Source organism: Bradyrhizobium guangdongense (genome assembly GCF_006483445.1).
Lineage (GTDB): Bacteria > Pseudomonadota > Alphaproteobacteria > Rhizobiales > Xanthobacteraceae > Bradyrhizobium > Bradyrhizobium guangdongense_A.
The window spans coordinates 1-16461 of the sequence record NZ_PPPT01000170.1; the positions used below are offsets into that span (position 1 = coordinate 1).

At 64.7% G+C, this 16461-nt stretch carries 12 protein-coding genes; 5 read left to right on the forward strand and 7 right to left on the reverse strand.

Going from position 1 to position 16461, the window contains the following annotated elements:
- Nucleotides 1-479, reverse strand: a 479-nt coding sequence (locus C2U70_RS24105) for a DUF6163 family protein (RefSeq protein WP_140981100.1), incomplete at its 3' end; no start/stop codon positions are given.
- A gap of 128 nt (nt 480-607) precedes the next feature.
- On the opposite strand from C2U70_RS24105, the gene hemB reads away from it, so the two are divergent.
- The 3 genes from hemB to C2U70_RS24120 all read left to right on the forward strand — a co-directional run bounded on the left by hemB (nt 608) and on the right by C2U70_RS24120 (nt 3296).
- Nucleotides 608-1666, forward strand: coding sequence for a porphobilinogen synthase (hemB, locus tag C2U70_RS24110; protein ID WP_140981102.1), 1059 nt, complete (start codon nt 608-610; stop codon nt 1664-1666).
- 257 nt (nt 1667-1923) lie between these two features.
- Nucleotides 1924-2448: an RDD family protein gene (locus C2U70_RS24115; protein WP_140981104.1), complete on the forward strand. Its 525-nt coding sequence runs from the start codon at nt 1924-1926 to the stop codon at nt 2446-2448.
- Between the two features lie 71 nt (nt 2449-2519).
- Nucleotides 2520-3296 carry an arginyltransferase gene (locus C2U70_RS24120; RefSeq protein WP_140981106.1) on the forward strand — a complete coding sequence of 259 codons (777 nt, stop codon included), beginning with the start codon at nt 2520-2522 and terminating at the stop codon, nt 3294-3296.
- 18 nt (nt 3297-3314) lie between these two features.
- Here the strand turns inward: C2U70_RS24120 and C2U70_RS24125 are convergent, their stop codons facing one another.
- The 5 genes from C2U70_RS24125 to C2U70_RS24145 all read right to left on the reverse strand — a co-directional run bounded on the left by C2U70_RS24125 (nt 3315) and on the right by C2U70_RS24145 (nt 12892).
- Complete coding sequence (locus C2U70_RS24125; protein WP_140981108.1) at nt 3315-4763, reverse strand: Dyp-type peroxidase; 1449 nt, start codon at nt 4761-4763, stop codon at nt 3315-3317.
- Complete coding sequence (locus C2U70_RS24130) at nt 4760-6571, reverse strand: hypothetical protein (protein WP_140981109.1); 1812 nt, start codon at nt 6569-6571, stop codon at nt 4760-4762. The genes C2U70_RS24125 and C2U70_RS24130 overlap by 4 nt, the downstream gene beginning before the upstream one ends.
- A gap of 19 nt (nt 6572-6590) precedes the next feature.
- A complete protein-coding gene (locus tag C2U70_RS24135; RefSeq protein ID WP_140981111.1) occupies nt 6591-7904 on the reverse strand; it encodes a cytochrome P450 in 1314 nt (437 codons plus the stop codon).
- Nucleotides 7901-11101, reverse strand: a complete 3201-nt coding sequence (locus C2U70_RS24140; RefSeq protein WP_140981113.1) for an adenylate/guanylate cyclase domain-containing protein — start codon at nt 11099-11101, stop codon at nt 7901-7903. The genes C2U70_RS24135 and C2U70_RS24140 overlap by 4 nt, the downstream gene beginning before the upstream one ends.
- 441 nt (nt 11102-11542) lie before the next feature.
- Nucleotides 11543-12892, reverse strand: a complete 1350-nt coding sequence (locus C2U70_RS24145) for an Nramp family divalent metal transporter (RefSeq protein WP_140981115.1) — start codon at nt 12890-12892, stop codon at nt 11543-11545.
- A gap of 170 nt (nt 12893-13062) precedes the next feature.
- Between C2U70_RS24145 and C2U70_RS24150 the strand changes: the two genes are divergently transcribed.
- Nucleotides 13063-14307, forward strand: coding sequence for an MFS transporter (locus C2U70_RS24150; protein ID WP_140981116.1), 1245 nt, complete (start codon nt 13063-13065; stop codon nt 14305-14307).
- A gap of 57 nt (nt 14308-14364) precedes the next feature.
- Here the strand turns inward: C2U70_RS24150 and C2U70_RS24155 are convergent, their stop codons facing one another.
- Nucleotides 14365-15624, reverse strand: a complete 1260-nt coding sequence (locus C2U70_RS24155; RefSeq protein ID WP_140981118.1) for an adenylate/guanylate cyclase domain-containing protein — start codon at nt 15622-15624, stop codon at nt 14365-14367.
- Nucleotides 15625-15816: 192 nt separating this feature from the next.
- Here C2U70_RS24155 and C2U70_RS24160 point away from each other — a divergent pair.
- The coding region (locus tag C2U70_RS24160) for an MFS transporter (protein ID WP_140981120.1) at nt 15817-16461 on the forward strand (645 nt) is incomplete at its 3' end.

Here is a 16461-nt window from a genome sequence, read left to right on the forward strand (position 1 = left end):
GGCGGGCGTTCGCGCGCGGCCATCCAGGCGAGCGCGAGATAAGCCCCGAGCATGATGGCTTCGACCGCCACGACGACGAGGCTGCCGCCGTAGATACCCGGGAACATCAGCTCGATCACAGCCATCGACACCACGGTGGTCAGCCACACCACCGCGCCCCACGGCGTTGCGAGCCACAGGCCTACGGCCGCGACGAGCTCGATCACCGCGAAGTAGACGGTCGCCGCCTGCCAGGCCATCGACTGGTTCTCGAACGCATCGTCCTCGCCGCCGACGAAGCCGGTGACCTGCGCCCAGTGATAGAGGCCCTTGAGGATCGAGAGCAGCGCCATCACGCGCAGGAACAGCACGAGGCGCCGCGTCCAGACGTTCTCGTCGGATTCGGGGCGCTCGGAAGAGATCGCGGCCACCGACATGGCATTGTCCCGGGCGTTGTCCCTGGGATTGTCGCGGGCGTCGCGGGTCGTGGTCTCGGACATCGTTCCCTTCTGGCCGCTTCGCCCCGCAAAATCAATCGCCTGCCGGCCGATTGCGGCAGGTCAAGCCGCGGTGACGGGAACCATGCGAGCTGTTATAAGAATAGTTCTATTCTTCGGAGACCAAGGAAATGGCGATCAAATACGGACGTCCGATCGAATTGCGCGAGGTGGCGCGCCCCGGCGCTGTCGCCACCCCTGCCCTGGATCTGACAATCCGTCCGCGCCGCAACCGCAAGGCCGAATGGGCGCGCCGCATGGTGCGCGAGAACGTACTGACGACCGACGACCTGATCTGGCCGCTGTTCCTGATCGACGGCAACAACAAGCGCGAGGCTGTCGCCTCGATGCCCGGCGTCGACCGGCTCAGTGTCGACCAGGCGGTGCGCGAGGCCGAGCGCGCCATGAAGCTGTCGATCCCCTGCATCGCGCTGTTTCCCTACACCGATCCGTCCCTGCGCGACGAAGAGGGTTCGGAAGCGACCAATCCGGACAACCTCGTCTGCAAGGCCGTGCGCGCGATTAAGAAGGAATTCCCCGAGATCGGCACGCTCTGCGACGTCGCGCTCGATCCCTACACCAGCCACGGCCATGACGGCCTCATCACTGATGGCAAGATCCTCAACGACGAGACGGTCGCGGTGCTGGTGCGCCAGGCGCTGGTGCAGGCCGAAGCCGGCTGCGACATCATCGCTCCCTCCGACATGATGGACGGCCGCGTCGGCGCGATCCGCGAGGGGCTGGATCGCGCAGGGCTCCTCGACGTGCAGATCATGGCCTATGCGGCGAAATACGCCTCCGCCTTCTACGGCCCGTTCCGCGACGCGATCGGCTCGGCCAAGACGCTCACCGGCGACAAGCGCACCTACCAGATGGACAGTGCCAACTCCGACGAGGCGCTACGCGAGGTCGAGCTCGACATTGCCGAAGGCGCCGACATGGTGATGGTGAAGCCCGGCATGCCCTATCTCGACGTGGTGCGGCGGGTAAAGGACACCTTTGCGATGCCGACCTTCGCCTATCAGGTGTCGGGCGAATACGCGATGATCGCAGCCGCCGCCAACAACGGCTGGCTCGACGGCGAGCGCGCGATGATGGAGAGCTTGCTCGCCTTCAAGCGCGCCGGCGCCGACGGCGTGCTGACGTATTTCGCGCCGAAGGCGGCCGAGAAGATCAGGGCGCAGGGGTAGGCACAAGTGCTGTAGGGTGGGCAAAGCGAAGCGTGCCCACCACTTTTGCTGCATCGAGTCGGGGTGAGATGGTGGGCACGGCGCCTGCGCGCCTTTGCCCACCCTACAGCGCCGAGATCGTGGCGCCAGAATCGCCTCCCTACACCCAGCCCTCGAATCGCCCAAAAATTTCCGCTTGGTAATCCCCGCGCCCTTGGCACGGGGATGGCCTCTTCCCATGTCCTGCCACGGGAGTTTCCCTCTCGGGAGGACGGACGATGTCTTATTCGGATCAGGGCCATTCGGGCGACATGTATCGGCACGCCTATGACCCCTATCTGCAGCCGGAACTGTTCCGCGGCGTCGCCACGCGGCGGGTGTTCGCCTTCCTGATCGACTGCCTCGTGATCACCGTGCCGATCGTGCTCGGCTACATCTTCATTTTCGTGTTCGGCATCATCACGCTGAGCCTCGGCTGGATGCTGTTCTGGTTGGCCTGGCCGGCCTCGGTGATCTGGGCCATCGTCTATTACGGCGCCTGCATCGGGGGTCCCCATTCGGCGACGCTGGGCATGCGGGTGATGGATCTGGAGTTGCGCACCTGGTACGGCGCGCCCGGGTATTTCGTGCTCGGGGCCATGCACGCCGTGCTGTTCTACGTGTCGGTCTCTTTCCTGACGCCCTTCGTGGTCCTGGTCGGCCTCTTCAACGGCCGCCGGCGCCTGCTGCACGACATCATCCTGGGCACGGTCGTGATCAACACCTCGGTCCGTTCACCCATTCCTCAGACTGCTCGGCCATAGTGAGCTAACCGATTGACCAAGGGCCTGCGTGGCGCGATGCTGATGACCGTTTCGGAGGCCCACGACGTCCCTTGACCCAACACTCGCGCGACACCCCCCAGTTTTACCTCACGGCGCCCTCGCCCTGCCCGTATTTGCCGGGCCGGCATGAGCGCAAGGTGTTTACGCACCTCGTGGGCGACCGCGCGGGCGATTTGAACGACCTCCTGACCCATGGCGGCTTCCGCCGCAGCCAGTCGATCGCCTACCGCCCCGCCTGCGACCAGTGCCGGGCCTGTGTCTCGGTCCGGGTGGTCGCCAACGAGTTCCGCCCCTCCCGCAACTTCCGCAAGGTCATGGCCCGCAACGCCGACGTCATCGGCGACCAGCGCAGTGCCGTGCCGACCTCCGAACAATATTCGGTGTTCCGCTCCTATCTCGACGCCCGCCACCGCCACGGCGGCATGGCCGACATGACCGTGCTCGACTACGCCATGATGGTCGAGGACAGCCATGTCGAGACCCGCATCATCGAATATCGCAAACGCGGCCCCGACAGCGGCATCACCGGCCGCGGCGAGGAGCTGCTCGCAGTCGCGCTCACCGACGTGCTCAGCGACGGTCTGTCGATGGTCTACTCCTTCTTCGACCCCAGCCAGGAAGCCCGCTCGCTCGGCACCTTCATGATCCTCGACCACATCGCGCGCGCGCGACGCCAAGGCCTGCCTTACGTCTATCTCGGCTACTGGATAGATGGCTCGCGCAAGATGGACTACAAGGCCCGCTTCCTGCCGCAGCAGCGCCTTGCCCCGTCAGGCTGGCTGCGCATCGACGCCGAAGGCGATGCGGCGTCCGAGCCGCAGGACTAGCGCTTCCGTCAACGGCTTTCAGACAGCCGCAACTTTGGCCGGTTCGGCGATGGTCTCCTTGGCGTCAACCGGCAGCCCGACGATAAATTTGAGCGCCGCAATTCCCGGCAGGAAGAAATAGCCGCCTCCCAGCGTTTTCGTGAACGCAGCCAGAGAGACCTCCTGACCGCTCGCCAATCCCGGCATCGAGAAGGTCTTCGGGAGAGCCGTGGGATCGTCCGTCCCCGCGATCGGATCGTCCGCGTGCAGCGTCCCAAAACCCGGGTTTCGAACCCAGCGCTGGTGGATGAACTCGAACTGCCGCTCGAGATCCGCATTGCAGGCGATGAAGAAGATGCCGTTGTGCGTGTCGTCCTTGCTCTCTTCGAGATAGGGCCGGCCACGGCGAAGCAGCCTGTGCAGCTTGGTCGACGTGATGCTGGACTCCACGTCAGTCCCCAGCGAGTCCCTCGGGTTCACGCGGCGGATGTGGGCTCCCCTCGGGCACACGAAGCCATTGGCATCCTCGACACGAAACCGGAACGCGTCGGCTTGCGAGTCCGAGATCGGGTTGTTCGGGTCGTATTTCCAACCCAGCGGCAAGCCGTTGTCCTGGCGGCCCATCACCTTGTTGCAGACCTCCTGACCGTACGCGTCACGAAAGGCATCGAACGCCTTTACGTTCTGCTTGATCTGGCGCACCGCCAGATAGCTCCCGTTCAGGGCAAAGCGGCCGCCGGGATACTTGGCGTGGCCCGACTGCGTCCACCCCTCCACATTGGGACAATAGGTGAGCTCGTTATATTCGTTGCGATAGCCGAGGATGAATTCGCCAGGCGAGACGAGGCGATCATCATAGAGGGGACCGATCTCATCCCTGTCCTTCCCGACATCGTCGTCCTGTTTCAGTCCCCGGATCACGGGTTGCGCGAGGCCATCGCGGAATCCGAACGCCTCGCGCAATTTCTCTTCCCCGCCGATATCATGGAAGGAGCAGGGATCATTCTCGATCTTGATGACGCAAAAAACCTTTTCGTCGATATCCGTAATGAGCGGTCCGGCGCCCTTCGGCGTCCATTCGGCGATCAGGACATGCACGGGACCGCAGTCGGCGCCATCAACGTCGGACCAGCGCCAGTCGCGGGGAGTGTCTCTCAGCAGTTGCTCACGCAATTTGCTGCCCATGCCGCTGCGGAACGGCGTCGGGAACGGATGTGCCTCGGTTTCCCGACACCCGAGCTTCGTGAGCCCTGCATAGCTGAACGCGATCGCAACCGCATTCTCGACGCGCTTCCCTTTCCCGATGCGCGCGGCACTGACCACCAATCCGCTCTTGGCTGCGAGCCATGCCCGGGCCGCGTCCTCATGACCGTCCCTGATCGAAAGCAGCCAGAAGCGGCTGCTCTGCAGCCAGCCATAACCGCTCCTCAGCATTCCCTGAATGTCCTTGAGCTGGTCCCTGAGATGCGGTGCTTCCTGCGCTTTCATGATTCGATGGCCCTCATGATCAGATCGTCGTTCCTGTCATTGCGCTCGCCGAACAGTGCATCACGCAGGCCGGTGGCAAGGATGATCTGGTCGACCGGCGTCTTGCATTTGTCGAAGCGGTACAAGTGCGGAAGCATGCTGTCGCGCGCATAGGATTTGAACTTCAGCTCGCACTTCACACCCCGAAAAACGCCAAAGCGAGTTGGTGGGAAGCTGCGCGGCTTGTCCACGGCCGGACCGGCTCCCGCCGATCCACGAGGCTTCAGCGTGGTCCAGCGCCAGGCCAGCGTCGTCCCGATCGTCGCGCCATTGATGAAATCGTCGAGATAGCCGCCAAAGCTGCCGTCATAATTCGAGCAGAACAGGTAGCGGCGGCCGCCCTCGATGATGTGCCAATGGCCGAAATGGATGCCCGGCGCAGTCCCTAGCCGGCCCTCGGTGAAGAACACGCGTCCGGCGAACGTCACGATGCGCAGTGACGTCCGTATCCACCACGCGCTCCAGCCGTTCGGGCTGCGGAGGTCGGTCAGACTGATCATGTGCGCGGTTCCGCCAACCAATTGGCCCTCGCACCGGTCGATCGACGCGTGGACTTGCTGGGCTCGCGGCACATCGTCTTCGTAGGGATGGAAGAACCAGTTGCCCGTCTTCGCAACCCGCTGATTGACCTTGGAGAACACGTTGACGAAGACGATCAGCGCAACGAGCGCGAGGAGGACCAGGGCGACGATCTGCCATCCATAAAGTTCTTTCGTCGCTGCATGATAGGCGTCCAGGATGATCCGCGGACAGAAGATGAAGACCATCGCAAAGGCGACAACGGCAAGAGCGAGCGGCACGACGACGAGCCAGCCGACCCAGTAGGTGGACCATGATGACCACGTCTCGGTCGGTCGATCGAGCTCACGCCAGAGGCTTTCCAGCCACAGCCGCCACGACTTGAACAACGCCGGCAGCGCGACCAGGAACAGCCATCCGAAATACAGGACCACGAGCACGACCAACGCAGTCCGGAGGCTCACGCCCAGGACCCAGCGACTGGCTTTGCTGATGAAGGCCACGACCACCAGCACGTCCGGATGCGGCGCGCCGAACAGCCAGGTCCAGAGGCCGACTGCGCCGCGTGGCACCGCACCGACCAGCCAGACCGCGACAAGCCCCAGGACGAAGGCCCCGACCACAAAGCCGATCTTCGTGGACGTGCTCGCGCCCTTGCCGCGCCAATAGGATCGTGGTGCAGGCTCGAGCGCCCAATCGAAGCTCGGATTTTGGAATGCGCGTTGGGCGAGCGCGAGCGCGAACGCCGCGCGATCGTCGCCGCACTGCCCCGTTGCTTTCAAGGCCCGCGCCTGACCACGCGTCCACTGAAGCAGAGCCTGCTCCTTCTCGATCTGCCGGGCCGTTCGATCGCGGGCGCCGATGAAGCCGCCATCAGCGATGCTGAGGCACGGCATCAGCTTGTCGAGCAATTGCCGGTTACGCTCACTCTGCAGCGGCGGACCGCCATCGGGCCAGTACGAACGGTAGAGCGCCCACATGGCCTCGCTTGGATGACAGATCAGCCGGTAAAGCATGTCGTAGGGATCAATGCCCTCCTCGATGGCCAGCTCCATCATCAGCGATGGTGTCTCCTCCTCCGCGTCTGCCCTCGCCGGCAGCAGCGCGACGGAGGCGAACTGCACCACATCCACTTTTCTCAACAGATCTTCCAGCCCGGTGAAGACCGGGCCGTTTTCGGCAAGTTCGGTCGTGCCTTCCCAGCCCGGCACGACGATGCAGATCATCTGCTGGCGGACCATTTCGAGCATGCCCGTCCCCTCTCGCCTGCTAAATGAAATTCACGAGCATACGCGACATCAGCGCTCCATCGTAGGCGATGGCCTTGCCCTCGCCCCGCGCCAGTTTCAGCTCGGGCAGGATCAACAGGCCGATCAGCGCACTGGTCAGGATTTCGACCGCGTATTTCATGGCGGGACATTGGCGGGTGCCGTAGCCGAACATCAGCCACCGCAAGTCCGCCTGATTGCCCCAGTTGCGTGTTGGGCAAAATTGGCTGATGTCCTTGAATGGCTTGATGTCCTTCGTCACATCTGGATCGAACATGGCTGAGATCGACCAGATCGCCATCTTTCCGCCGGCGGGACACGTCGCGTTGTGCCTCGCGCCTGTCACGAACTCGGTGTCGCGCGGCACATCGCGAGCGAGCAGCGGAAAGATCGGCCGGAAGCGCATCAACTCGAGCACATGATTGTAAACGGATGTGCGGAAAGCCTTGTTCTGCCAAACCTCATCCGGGCCGATTTGCTGGAGCCGCCGTGCCTCCTCACGCAGTGCTTTGTGAACCTCGGGGCGCCCGAGAAGCTCTTGCACTGCGAGAGCTCCTGATTGCACCGTCACTGGATGCGATATCCAGGCAAGTCCAACTGCGTTTCGGTCGATGAAATCGGCGGAGCGCCCATGCACGTTCCACGCATTCTCGATGTCCGTCCTCACAGCGGCGATGCGCGCCTTCAGCGCGTCCGAATTGAGCTCTGCCCGTCGCTGAACCCGCAGTGTCGCCGTGCTCCCAGCTAAAAGTTGCCCGGCGACATAACGGATCTCCATCATGTACTGCTTCTGCAGCCCGGGATCGTTAATGTTGCCATTCACTCCCGCAGCAACCCTCGGCGTCGCGGCACCGAAAAGTGGGTCCATCGCACGCAATACGATCCACATCAGATATTTGTCGATCAGATCGAACGGCTTGTTCTTGCCCAGCGCCCCGAGCTCGTTGACGAGCCTCTTAACCTCTGCGTCGGCGTCGGCCGGCAATTTCAAGTCAAGATCAGCCAGCCGATCATCCAGCAAACTCTTGTCGGCCGCATAGGTCGGGCCCGGATCCATTCCGATCAGATAGTCGCCGGCCGAAAGGTTGCCCGCATGCGCCGTGTTCGAAAAACTGTTCGGCCGCGTCAGCACGGCTTTGACGGCGCTGGCGCGGGCCGCCATGCCGAACCAGCCGCCGACGAACGGCCAACGCCGGAGTACCCAGCCGATCTTGCGCAAAGCGCCCGGATTGCGATTGGCCCAGCAAAAGATGCCGTAGGACAGGCTGCGGAGCCCCGGAGCCAGTGCGTCAGGTGTGCCGGGTGTAAGCTTCATGCTGCGTTCCAATCCTTGCGCAGGTCTGCGAGGGCTTCGGCGGCCCGTTTCTGGTAGAAAGGCATGCCCAAGCGATCCGCAGCCTCTGCGGTCCGCGTGAAGCAGGCTTCGGCCTCCGCCGCGTTGCCGGCATGCCGCAGCGTTTCAGCGAGTTCGTACAGGGCTTCGGTCTGGTGGCCGTACTCTTCGCCGGCCTGCTCGACGGCCTTGCGTCCGACCGTCACCGCTTCGTCAAGCCGGTCGAGATTGCGATAGGCAATGCCGAGGCTGACGCGCATGAAGGTGCGGCCATAGGGACCGGCCGCGTCGTGGATGCGGTCGGCAAACCCCTTCTCCAGCAGCCGGGCCGCCTCGGCGGCCTTGCCGTTGCGCGCGAGCGCCCTGCCCAGCACGCCGGTGCAGACGGCGAGCATGGTCGGCACGTTATGCGTCATGCATTGTTGCACGCCCTTGCGCGTCAGGGCTTCGGCCCGTTCCAGTTCGTCATTCTCGAGCCACATCTGGGCCTGGACGGTGTCGACCAGCAACCGGGAATACGGATGGTCGACATTCGACAGAATGTCGTAGGCACGTGTGCAAATCTCGTGTCCGGCCTCGACGTCGCCCAGACGCCAGAGCGTGCTGGCGTGGAATGCGTACAGATTGATGATGGGAATGGCGGCCCACCCGGCCTGCACGTAATGCGCCGACAATTCGGATCCGTAATCGGCCAGCAGGACCCGGCCTTCCACCGCGGCCTCGGCATATCGGCCAAGGGCATGAAAGTGCATGAGACGGGTCTGATGCGCCGCCATCATCATGTGGCGCCGCTGCGCAAGGCGGGCCGCGTCCAGCCCTTGCGTGGCGTGCCGCAGACCTTGCTCGAATCGTCCGCGCATCCATAGAAACACCGCGGTTTCGGTCGCAACCGCCGCACGCGCACGCTGATCGTTCAGTTGCACGGCGATCGCTTCCGCGCGCTCCATATTGCCAAAGATCTCGTCGATCTGTCCGAGCGCCATCATGGCCCCGATAGCTTCCAGCCGTAGCGCAAGCTCGAGCGTTTGCGCCGTCGATGCCCCGTCGACACGGCGCGCCGCCTGAACGCCCTTCTCGAACAATTGCAGCGCTTCCTGATTGGCCGAGCGCGAGATCGCGCGCGTCATCGACTTGACGGCGAACTTCGCCGCCTGCTCCCACTCCTCGCCCCTGAAGGCATGATGGGCCAGCGCCGGCGCAGCATCGGCGTCGGCCGCGCCCGGCTGCGCGTGCAAGGCCAGGAAGGCCTGCCGATGCAGCGCCTTGAGCCGCGTACGCGTCAGCGCTCCGAGCACGACGTCGCGCACCAGCGCATGGCGGAAGACGAAGGCGTGCGGCTCGAGCGAATCGCGCGCCGGATCAGGGCTCGTCAGCAATCCGGATGCGACGCAGAGGCCGAGCAGTTCCTGGGCACGCACGAGATCGACGGCCTGCATGGCGGCGATGAGGTCGCGCGTGACGGGATCGCCGAGAACGCTCGCTGCTTCCAGCGCCGACTTCGCGGCGTCAGGCAGCCTGTCCACCCGCGCGCTGATGACGGCGGCGATGGAGCCCGGGACACGCAGCTCCCCGAGCGGCTTCTGCAAACGGTACGCGCCCGGCGTTCCCTCCAGCGATCCCTCGTCGATCAGGGTGATGACCAATTGCTCGAGGAAGAACGGGTTGCCGTCGGCGCGACCGACCAGTTCGCTGGTGACGGCGAGCACCGAGGGATCATCGCCAAGCAGGGCGCGTGCAAGCGCGAGCATTTCGGCATCGCCCAGCGGCGCGATCGTCCGCTCCGAGAACCAGACAGCCTGGCCCCATTGATGCTCGAAATCCGGGCGGTAGCTGACGCAAACCAGGACCGGAAGTCCCTGAAGCCGGGGCAGCATGGATTCGAACAGCCGCCGGCTTTCGCGATCGGCCAGAAACACGTCTTCCAGCACCAGCACGAACGGACCTGCCTTGACGCACCTGTGCACGAGCCACAGCAGCGCCTCGCCGACACGGCGCCGTCTTTGTGCCGGGCTCAGCGCCAGCCACGCCGCGTCCGGCGGCGCGAGGCCAAGCAGATCGTTCACCGCCGCAAGATGGTCCGTGCCATCGGACGGCCAGTCCGCGGTCAGCGCCTGCATCGCGCTCTGCCTGGCATCCGCCGCGCCCGAGCGCGGCAGGTCCATCAGGCTTGCCACCAGGTCGGCGGCGGTGCTGTAGGCGCGCGTGCTCGCATAGCTTCTCGCTTGTGAGAGACAGACATCGACGCCCTCGCTCGTGAGAGCGGCCGCCCAGTCGGCGATCAGGCGGGACTTTCCGATCCCGGCCTCGCCGCGCAGCCCGATGGTCCGCATGCCGCCCTTGCGAACGGCTTCCAGGTCCGTCCCCAGCATCCGAAACGAGTCGTCGCGTCCGACCAGCGGCGCCCAGCGCTGCTTCCGCGTCAAAGGTGCTGCCGCCGAACTCTCGGTCTCGACCACGACTTCATGGAGCTCGATCGGGACATCCAGCCCGCGTACGGTTCGCACCCCGATCGGCCGCGTGTCGATCTGCTGGGCGACCAGGCGCTGGGTCGCGGCGCTGACCAAAATGCCTCCGGGGGCGGCCATCTTTTCGAGCCGCGACGCGAGGTGAATCGTCTTGCCGTCCGCACCGTAATGCGACCACTGATATTGTCCGACGATGCCGACGAGGACCTCGCCTGAATTGATGCCGATGCGCAGCCGCGGCGCGGCGACGCCATCGCTGTCGTGGCCGGGAATGCTGGCCCGCTGCATCTTGAGCGCGGCGAGACACGCGCGGAGCGCGTGATCCTCCTGTGCCAGCGGCGCGCCGAACAGAGCGACGAGGCCATCGCCGAGCAGTTGGCTGACGGTGCCGCCATAGGTCTCGACCGCGTCGGCGAGATGATCCAGCGCCTTGCCGAGATAGTTGCGGGATTCCTCGGGGTCCGCATGCTGCAACAGCGACGTCGAGTCGCAGACGTCGACGAACAGCACACTGACCTGCTTGTTCTCGGTCAGCACCTGCGACCGCAATCTGGGCCGGTCATGCAGCAGGATGATGCGCGCATCGCGATCCCCTGCGTCTGATGACAGGAGCGCGGACGGCTGGTCCGCTTCGACATTGAGGCTGGCGCCGCATTGCGAGCAGTAGCGGTGCTCGCGGGCAACACGGGCCGAGCAAGCGGGACACCTGGTCACGGCAGCACACGACGATCAAGAATTTGAATGAAATAACGCACGCTGACGGGCGTGATCATCGTCTCCTCCCAAGACGTGAACCTGCGCAGCAGAACAGAAAAGTCGTCGTCAAAGACAGCGGACCTGTCCAAAGGTCTCGCGCGCCGACCGAGGTCACGCGCCACCGATAAGCAAGTCCGAAATAAATGCCGTCGGCGCACCTAGTGCGACGCCGGACCGCCGATCATCCTGCGGGGAAAGAAATCCTTCTCGAAACAAACGATGTCACAATATGTCCCTGCCCTATCAAAAATTGAAATGAGTATACGCACCTCGTAGAAATTGAAAAGCGAAATCGGCCCGTGCCGATCCAAGACAGTCCGGCGAGCCCTATGAAAGCTGAGAGGGGATGCCCGAACCCGGTTGCCCCTGACCAAGGCGGCAACCGCAACCGGCCGACACTCAGCCGGTCAGCGTATCGTACAGCAGCTTCAGGTTCAGAACCACGATCACTGCGGCAACGATCCAGGCGACCGCGGCGACCGAGGCCGGGATGACGAACTGGCCCATCTTGCGCCGGTCCGACACGAACCGCACCAGCGGGATGACCGCAAAGGGCAACTGCATCGAGAGGATGACCTGGCTGAACACCAGGAGATCGGCGGTACCGCGCTCGCCATAAACAGCCGTGACGATGATGACGGGGACGATGGCGATGCCGCGGGTCAGGAGACGACGCGCCCAGCTCGGCAGGCGCAGGTCGAGAAAACCCTCCATCACGATCTGGCCGGCCAGCGTCGCCGTCACCGTCGAGTTGAGGCCGGAGGCGAGCAGCGCAACAGCGAACAGCGTCGAGGCGATGCCGAGACCGAGCAGCGGCGACAGCAGCTCAAAAGCCTGACCGATCTCGGCGACGTCGGCATGGCCGCTCTTGTGGAAGGTCGCGGCCGCCACCACCAAAATCGCGGCATTGATGAACAGCGCCAGCATCAGGGCGATGGTTGAATCGGTCGTCGCCCATTTGATCGCCTCGCGCCGGCCCTCGTCGGTCCGCGCATAGGCGCGCGTCTGCACGATCGAGGAATGCAGATAGAGATTATGCGGCATGACCGTCGCGCCGATGATGCCGATCGCGATGTAGAGCATGTCGGGGTTGATGAATATCTCGGTCGACGGCACAAATCCCCTCATGACAGCGGCAATCGGCGGCGCTGCAGCGGCGATCTGGATCGTGAAGCACACCGCGATCACGACCAGCAGTGAGATGACGAAGGCTTCCAGGAAGCGGAAGCCGCGATTCATCAGGATCAGCAGCAGGAAGGCGTCGAGTGCTGCGATCAGGGCGCCGCCGATCAGGGGGATGCCGAACAGGAGTTTGAGCGCGATCGCGGTGCCGATCACCTCGGCGAGGTCGCAAGCGATGATCGCCGCCTCGCAGGCGAGCCAAAGCAGGAAATTGACCGGCGGCGAATAGGTCCCGCGGCAGGCCTGCGCCAAGTCGCGATCGGTGACGATGCCGAGCCGTGCAGCCAGCGACTGCAGCAGGATCGCCATCAAATTCGAAAGCAGGATGACCGAGAGCAGCGTGTAGCCGAACTTCGACCCACCCGCGAGATCAGTCGCCCAATTGCCGGGATCCATGTAGCCGACGGAGACGAGATAGCCCGGGCCGACAAAGGCCAGCAGCCGCCGCCACCAGATGCCCGAGGCGGGCAAGGCGACGGTGCCGTTCACCTCGGCCAGGCTCTTGGTCACAGGCGCATCGGCGCGCCAGCCAGTATCGGCGGTCAAATCGGGTGATCGAGCATCCATGGGAGGAGAATACCCAACTTGGTCCTTATTGCAACTCATTTGCAACTGCATCTAGCCGGATCGGTTTCCGTCGGGGGGAGCCGTCATGCCCTGCCTTGTCGGGAAGCGGGTGGGTTTGACCGCCACCGGGGCGAATAGTGCGGGCAAATCGCACTTCCAGGGAATGAGCCATGTCAACCAGCTCCACGCTTCCGGCAACTTTCAACCGCCTCGCCTGGTCCAATCTCGCGGCCCAGTCCGCCGAGCAGATCGCGCTTGCCGCCGCCCCCATCGCCGCCGTGCTGACGCTCGGAGTCGCCGAGGGCGCGAGCGGCCTGCTGCAGACCGCCCTCACCCTGCCCTTCGTGCTGTTCGCGATCCCCGCGGGCCTGCTCGCCGACCGCATGTCGCGCCGCTCGCTGATGGCGGGGGCCGAGGCGTTGCGGGCGCTGGCGCTGGCGTCCATTGTGCTCTTGGTCGCGACGAACGCGCTCAACCTGCCCCTGCTCGCCCTGCTCGGCTTTGCCGCGGTCTGCGGCACCGTGGTCTACAGCGTCGCAGCGCCGGCGCTGGTGCCCGCTTTGGTCGGACCGGAGCTGCTCCCGGCCGCCAACGCACGGATCGAGCTCGCGCGCACCATCGCTTTTGCAAGTGGTCCCGCACTCGGCGGTGCGCTGGTCGGCTGGTTCGGCGCCAGTCCCGCCTTCGGCTTTGCCGCCGTGCTCTCCGCCGTCGCAGTCGTGCTGCTGCGCGGCATCTACGAACCCGCACGCGCTGAGACCCCACGCCGGCATCCGCTGCAGGAGATCCGCGAGGGTGCCACCTTCGTCTTCCACCACGCGCTGCTGCGGCCGGTGTTCATCACCCAGTTCATCTTCAACACCGCCTGGTTCCTCCAGCTCGCCGTGTTCGTGCCCTATGCGGTGCGCCATCTCGGGCTGTCGGCGACCGGAATCGGCATCGTGCTGACGATGTACGGCGTCGGCATGGTGATCGGCGCCCTGCTCGCGACCCGCGTGATGCGCCGCCTCGCCTTCGGCATCGTCGTCGGGCTTGGACCCGTGACCGGTTTCGTCGCAGCACTGGTGATGGCGCTGACGGTTCTGATCCCGACGCCGTGGCTCGCGGCGTTGAGCTTCTTCCTGCTCGGCGTCGGCCCGATCCTCTGGGTGATCTCGACCACGACCTTGCGGCAATCGGTGACGCCGCCCCGCCTGCTCGGCCGCGTCTCGGCCATCAACATCATGAGCTATGGCGCGCGCCCCTTGGGCTCGGCGCTGGGGGCGATCGTCGGCGGCCTCTGGAGCGCGGAAGCATCGCTCTGTCTTGCCGCAGTGATTTTTGGCGTGCAGGCGCTGGTGATCTGGCTGTCGCCGGCGGTGGCGCTCGATCGTCAGCCGGAGATGGTCGGCGATGGTGCGGTCGCGCGGTGTTAGCTCAATCCTCGGTGTCGTCCTGGCTTTCGCCAGGACGACACCGGGGGAGCAGCGCAGCTATCCCGCCAGGTACCGCTCGTAACTCCCCGTCACCGGCTCGTTGGTCGCGATATCCGGGTCGAGCGTATAGAGATCCTGCGCGCGGCCGATGCCGCGCAGCGCGTAGCGGCCGGTGGAGACGAGGTAGCGGCGGCCGGTGGCGTCGAGGCCCTTGTAGAATTCCGCCGACGCCAGCAGCTCGCGATCGACCGAGCGGCTCATCGAGGCGATGCGGCTGACCTCGTTGACGGTCGGGCCGACCACCGTGAAATCCAGCCGGTCCTCGCTGCCGATATTGCCGTAGAAGACCTCGCCGACATGCAGGCCGATATAGGCCGACGTGACGGGCTGTCCGGCGGTGGCCCGGCGGGCGTTCAGCGCGGTCACATTCTTGCGGAACAGATGCTCGGCGCGCAGCGCCGCGCGACGCGAGACCGCCATGTCGTCGCCGGCGAACATCGCCAGCACGCCGTCGCCGATCAGCTTCAGCACGTCGCCGCCGGCGTCATGGATCGCATCGATCACGGCCTGCGCATAGTCGTTGAGGAACGGGATGATCTCGTCGGGACCGATGCTCTCGCTGATCCCCGTCGAGCCGCGCAAATCCGAATACCAGAGCACGGCCTTGATGCGCTCGGTGACGCCGCGCGAGATGCGCCCGCTCAGCACCTGCTGGGACGCATCGCGCCCGAGATAGACGCGGCCGAGCGTGCGCGCGATGTCGACCTGCTGCGCGGATTTCACGGCGAGCCCCAACACCGGCACGAGGTCGCGCAACGCGGCGAGCTCAAGCTCGCTGAATCCCGCCTCCCGCCGCGTCGACCAATTGGAATAGAGGCAGTCCATCTGCCCAAGCGCACCGTTCTCGCCGAAGCGATGCACGAAGGCGAGATAGTGCCGGTGGCCCTTCTCGGCGAGTTCGTCGAGCTGCGAAAAGTCGAGCGACGGGGCGTCGGCGAGATCGAGCACCATCTCGTCATGGCCATGCTCGAGCATGTGGAAGAAGGTGGAACGGCGCCAGTTCTTGGCCGCGTCGCCCTCGGCCGTCGAGCCGTATTCGATGACATCGCTTTCGTTGCTCGGCACATCGCTCCAGCGGAAGGCGCGCCCTTCATAGATCGGATGCAAGGTGTCGATGATGACGAGCCCGCGCGACAGCTCCAGCCCCTCTGCGCGACAGCGCTCGCAGAAGCCGCGCAGCAGCTCGGCTTCAGGCAAGCCGGTGAGGCCCTGGCCGGTCAGCCAGTTCATCAGGTCGAGGCGGGAGGTTATTTGCATACGCCATTATGCCGTGTCTTCGTGACCGGCGAAAGGCAGACGTCGGTGTGACGCGCTCAGGACCGGCGCTACGCTCAGCATCCCGCCTTGCGCAGGTCGAATATGCCGAGCCATGGTGTTGACGCGCCCGCCATGCAGGATGCAAATGCGAGCGATGATTTCGCCGCCTGCCAGACTCGGAAACGCGCCGCAATGAGCCAGCGACAGCTTCCGATCATTCTGGCGCTCGGCACCACGCAGACGCTCGCCTGGGCCTCCAGCTACTATCTGCCGGCGATTCTCGCCGATCCGATCGGGCGCGATCTCGGCATCTCCTCGAACTGGATTTTCGGCGCGTTCTCGGCCTCGCTGGTGATCTCGGCGATGCTCGGGCCGCGCATCGGGCGGCAAATCGATCTCGTCGGTGGCCGCCAGGTGCTGTCAGGCTCGAACCTGACGATATCAGCGGGCCTCGTGCTGCTCGGCCTCTCGCAAAATCTCGTCGTGATGTCGATCGCCTGGCTCATCCTCGGCGTCGGCATGGCGCTCGGTCTCTACGATGCCGCCTTTGCCGCGCTCGGCCGCATCTACGGTGTCAATGCACGCGGCCCGATCACCGGCATCACGCTGATGGCGGGATTTGCCTCGACCGTCGGCTGGCCGCTGACGGCCTGGGGCCTTGCGCATATCGGCTGGCGCGACACCTGCTTTGCCTGGGCCGCCGCTCATATCCTCATCGGCCTGCCGCTCAACCTCATCATGCTGCCGAAGATCAAGGGCGCGAAGGAATCCGCTGCTACCGCCGTCAAGCCGCATATTCCGCTCGACCGCACCATGATCCTGTTGGCCTTCGTCTTT

Excerpts from the sequence above, each read along its gene's own strand:
- hemB (WP_140981102.1), top strand. The coding sequence starts at position 608 with ATGGCGATCAAATACGGACGTCCGATCGAATTGCGCGAGGTGGCGCGC.
- C2U70_RS24115 (WP_140981104.1), top strand. The coding sequence starts at position 1,924 with ATGTCTTATTCGGATCAGGGCCATTCGGGCGACATGTATCGGCACGCC.
- C2U70_RS24125 (WP_140981108.1), bottom strand. The coding sequence starts at position 4,763 with ATGAAAGCGCAGGAAGCACCGCATCTCAGGGACCAGCTCAAGGACATT.
- C2U70_RS24130 (WP_140981109.1), bottom strand. The coding sequence starts at position 6,571 with ATGCTCGAAATGGTCCGCCAGCAGATGATCTGCATCGTCGTGCCGGGC.
- C2U70_RS24135 (WP_140981111.1), bottom strand. The coding sequence starts at position 7,904 with ATGAAGCTTACACCCGGCACACCTGACGCACTGGCTCCGGGGCTCCGC.
- C2U70_RS24145 (WP_140981115.1), bottom strand. The coding sequence starts at position 12,892 with ATGGATGCTCGATCACCCGATTTGACCGCCGATACTGGCTGGCGCGCC.
- C2U70_RS24150 (WP_140981116.1), top strand. The coding sequence starts at position 13,063 with ATGTCAACCAGCTCCACGCTTCCGGCAACTTTCAACCGCCTCGCCTGG.
- C2U70_RS24155 (WP_140981118.1), bottom strand. The coding sequence starts at position 15,624 with ATGCAAATAACCTCCCGCCTCGACCTGATGAACTGGCTGACCGGCCAG.